Source organism: Methanosarcina spelaei (assembly GCF_002287235.1).
Lineage (GTDB): Archaea > Halobacteriota > Methanosarcinia > Methanosarcinales > Methanosarcinaceae > Methanosarcina > Methanosarcina spelaei.
In genome coordinates this window covers 1-4,114 of record NZ_LMVP01000160.1, presented here as the reverse complement: position 1 = coordinate 4,114, position 4,114 = coordinate 1, and the positions used below count along the sequence as shown (strand labels likewise).

General features: G+C 35.0%; 6 protein-coding genes. 2 read left to right on the top strand and 4 right to left on the bottom strand.

Features of this window, described 5'->3' with window-relative positions; translation table 11 throughout:
* Window positions 1–253: 253 nt before the first annotated feature.
* From ASJ81_RS09530 to ASJ81_RS09515, 4 genes are all read right to left on the bottom strand, one after another.
* Window positions 254–541 carry a transposase gene (locus tag ASJ81_RS09530; RefSeq protein WP_245860007.1) on the bottom strand — a complete coding sequence of 96 codons (288 nt, stop codon included), beginning with the start codon at window positions 539–541 and terminating at the stop codon, window positions 254–256.
* An 11-nt stretch (window positions 542–552) separates the two neighbouring features.
* The gene (locus ASJ81_RS24195; RefSeq protein WP_095644265.1) at window positions 553–912 is read right to left on the bottom strand and encodes a transposase; all 360 of its coding nucleotides are present in this window, start codon (window positions 910–912) and stop codon (window positions 553–555) included.
* A gap of 467 nt (window positions 913–1,379) precedes the next feature.
* Window positions 1,380–1,712 (bottom strand): translation initiation factor eIF-1A, encoded by a 333-nt coding sequence (gene eif1A, locus ASJ81_RS09520; RefSeq protein ID WP_095644268.1) that lies wholly within the window; start codon window positions 1,710–1,712, stop codon window positions 1,380–1,382.
* 245 nt (window positions 1,713–1,957) lie between these two features.
* Window positions 1,958–2,140, bottom strand: a complete 183-nt coding sequence (locus ASJ81_RS09515) for a CxxC-x17-CxxC domain-containing protein (protein WP_095644264.1) — start codon at window positions 2,138–2,140, stop codon at window positions 1,958–1,960.
* 504 nt (window positions 2,141–2,644) lie between these two features.
* On the opposite strand from ASJ81_RS09515, the gene ASJ81_RS09510 reads away from it, so the two are divergent.
* Window positions 2,645–2,905, top strand: coding sequence for a hypothetical protein (locus ASJ81_RS09510; protein WP_245860006.1), 261 nt, complete (start codon window positions 2,645–2,647; stop codon window positions 2,903–2,905).
* A 266-nt stretch (window positions 2,906–3,171) separates the two neighbouring features.
* Window positions 3,172–4,114 (top strand): ISNCY family transposase (locus ASJ81_RS09505; RefSeq protein WP_095644267.1); only part of this gene is annotated, 943 nt, incomplete at its 3' end.

Below are 4,114 nucleotides of genomic sequence, written 5' to 3'. Positions count from 1 at the left end.
AATAAAACCACTACAGTCTGATTCCGTACCTTTTGGTTCAAGCGCAAGTCCAGTTTCGCTTGTTGGAAGTAACGACTCTTGCAATGATTCACTTTACGTTCTCCATAGAACCCTTATCCTAGCAAGTATTCTGAATTGGACTTTCAGAGGTCTTCACATTGTCCCAGGAGCTTTGCACCCCACCATTACTAGTGACGCACATCCTGGTAGGATTGCTCCGAATGGAAGGAGTAGCGTTTCCGCAATTCATGATTTAACTTCTTGTCGCACTTATTGGTCTTCCTCTCTTCTTTTTCTTCCTATTTCTTTTATTTACTGGTATATTGGACTTTATTCCTCTTCTCCTGTTATATTTTCTAATTTTAGCTGTATCATACATTGCATCAGCTGTTACTTTGGAAGGCCTGTTAACAGGCCTTCCTACAGGTCTCTTTATATTAAAATTTTTAAGTGTAGGTATATAAAGTGTAGAATCATTCTTATTTGCAGGAACAATAATAATCGAGAGAGGTAAACCCTGTAGATCTACTAAAACGCTTATTTTTATTCCTTTTATTTTTTTGTGTCCATCGTAACCGATATTCCCCCTTTTTTAGCCGGAACATCCTTTGTATCAGTAAAGCAGTGAGAAAGACCTATTTTATTCAAATCGTAACCTTTGTTTAAAAGTTCATTGAAAATCTTCTGATAAATACCATGTTCACACAGATATAGATGGAATTTATGTACTGTTGACTTAGATCCATATTTCCTGGGAACGTCTTTCCACGTACAACCTGTCATAACAACGTACAAAATACCGTTCATTAACTTTCTCATATTTGCACGTGGCCTTCCTGTATATGATTTCTGTGGAGGAAGATAAGGTTCCATGGATTCCCATAGAACATCATCGATTTCACGAAATGACATAAAAGTAAATTTATAATTTCAACATAATATTACTTTTGGGATAGGCTCTTTAATAAGAAAAATCTCCCCCAGAGAAAAAAATCGTTTAATCTAAAAAAGCCCTGCAAAGTGTCCCTTATAAATCTGCAAAAATCACGGATTTTCAAGTTTTCTTTTCTTAACAAATGTATTTGTGAAAGATTCAGCAGACCGTTGGCAGGAAATATATTTGAATAGAACTGTAAAGAACAAAAGAAATTTCTACATCTTTCTTTAGTAATTATAATTATGAAATTATGAAATTATGAAATTATGAAATTATGAAATTATGAAATTATGAAATTAACTAAGTCATCATCTATAGAACCTTGTCCACATCAAAAACAGACGCGTTCCTGCAGAAAAGTGAAATCTGGATTTAAGGCATCTTTTTCAGATACCCTTATTTCAGATATCCATATAAGGCATCTTTATTCGATAACTTCAAATCAGTACGTAATATAGCCTTTTCGTTCAAGCCATTCGACCTGGGGTCTTGTGTATTTCCAGGTTACTTCGGCTTTGGAGTCCTGTACTTCCCAGGGACTGGCTATGACAACATCGCCTTCGTGAATCCACATTCTCTTCTTTTTAGAGCCCGGAATCCTGCCCATGCGGACAATCCCATCCATACACTGAAGTGTTACTCTTTTCGAGCCCAGTAAACACGCAACCGTTGCCAGGACTTCGTTTCTGTCCTTGCGGGGGATTCGTACCCTGGATACTTCAGGGGTATTTCCTGAGTTTACCGGTTTTGAGGATCCTAATCTTCTTTTTCTAATAGTGCTTCTGTAATTAGCCAGGTTAATTCCTCCTTGATATACTTTAATCAATTTTTATAAAAGTTGAATATTGAATAATTCGTACAGGTTTTCATTCTCGATGTCAGTTTGTTCCTACTTTTCCTGCTGCATGAGGTGGAAATAAGTATAGAAACAAAGAGAATAAACCAAAAACAAAAAGAAAAGATGAATCAGGTGTGTTAATGTAAAATAATTACGAAACTAACACCTGATGCAGATTATCTTTAGAATTTCCTGTGGTTGGGGAGACAGTCCCTGCAGTATACTGGCCTGCCTTCGGTAGGTTTGAACGGTACTTCGGTCTCAACACCGCAGTCAGAACAGGTCACTTTTGTCATTTCCCTTGGTCCGCTGTTACCGCGGAAACCTCCGGAATTTCCCCTGAAATTTCTGTCATTAAAAGCCATCTTCGTTTCACCTCCGCTCTAGCGGATAGTCAATAGTTTAAAAACAAGATTGTATAGACCCTTAAATTAAAAAACAAAAATTGGTTTTTAATAACAGATTATACGTCTCTTTATTTTCAGTACTACATTACATGGTCAAATTATATAAGTGTACCTATACAAATTGGCACAGAATATCTCAAATGAGAGAACTCTTTTTAGAAATAGTTTACGGAGGAGATAATAGCCTATTTTCTGGTAGCTCTTGAAAACAGAATTCGGTTAACAGGTTTTTACTGTAATTAGAAAATCACTCCCCAAAGGGAAAGATCACTTCGAGCAAAAAGACCCTTCAGAGAGCTCCTTCTAAATCTGCAATTTACCGAATTAATAGTCTCCTCAAATTTCAAGTTTATGATATTGTATAATGATGTTTTTATTCAAGGAAAAAGAATTAAGAGTATGGATTTCACAGGGACATGGCACATTTATGATATGGAACTATGGGATGAATAGTATTTCAACATGGAAGTTCAGGCTTATATTACGATAAAGCCAGACAACATGGGGAATTTTCAATTTGGTTTAGTTTATGGTTATATAGAAGGAAGGATCGTTGATTATGTTGATGGTAAAAAGTTTGAATTCGCCTGGGACGGAAATGAAGAGTGCGACCATGTCTTTGGTAGTGGGTGGGTCAAGATAAAAGAAAAAGACATACTGGAAGGCGAGTTCAGGTTTCATCTTGGAGACAGTTCTACCTTTTTAGCAAGCAAAGCAAAGTAATAAAATCAAGTTTTTTATCTTTCTTTTCTTACCAAACGTTTGGTAAGATCTTAGCAGACAACCGGTCGGAAAAATATATTAAAACTGAAATTAACGTGAAGAGAAGTTCACTTAAATTGGGAAGTCCTCCCCAAAAAGGAAAAGATCACTTTTATCAAAAAGTCCTTGCGAAGACTCAGTTCCAAAATCTAGTGATGAAAGTAAGTGTAACATCACTACATAAATTTATAATTCTCTAATTATGTAATGATGTTACGGCAAAAACAATGGTAATTATAAATCTTACTTTTAATAACTTATCGGAACTCCCTGCTCTCTCATACCTTTTTGATAGTTATAGCAATGATTACGAATATACCACAAGAGGAATTTTTCGTAGAAAAATTCCTCCAGCCTGCCCTATTTGCAGTGCTCCTATGGTTCATAACGGCTATAATCTATACATCAAAAAAGGTCTTGGAAAAATCAGCATTGGTCGATACAAATGCCAAAATTGTGGTAGTACAGACGAAGAAGATCATAGTTTTTGGGAAGGTCTGAAAACTTTACTTTTTGATTCATTCAATAATTTTTTCCAGGTGCTCAGATACCATAAAGTTTCTTATGATGGAATTTCTGATATAATGAGCTTCATATTTCCAAGATCAAGAAGCACTATTTTTAGAACATTCAACAAAGAAATGGAACAGGAAAATGTTCCAATTTTAGAAAATGTACATATGGTGCACTATGACGAACAGCATCCAAAAGAGGGACGTTGTCAGAAATACCGTTTAACATTACTGGATGCAAAAACTCAAAGAACAATAGCAGATGAACTTTTTGAGGATAAAAGTTCAGAAACCATCAAAACGTTTCTACGAAAAAATCTAGATACATCAGAACCTGTGTTTATTGTTACGGATTTTGATAAGAGATACCCAGATATTTTAAAGGAAGTTTTTGGGGATAAGTTAGTGCATCAATACTGTTTGATGCACTTAAACAAGCTTATAGTTAGCGATTTTCCGAAGAAAACAACAATTGAACAGGAACTATTAAAATACAGGTTATTGAATATATTTTACAATCGTGAAAATGAGATTAAATTCCTGGAAAAAATTCTATCTGAAGAACTTAACGTAATTATGAATGAAGAAAAGCATCAAGAATGGAGTATAAAGGCAAAAAAGGAATTTAACCGATTTAGATATAAATTGAAGCTAGAAA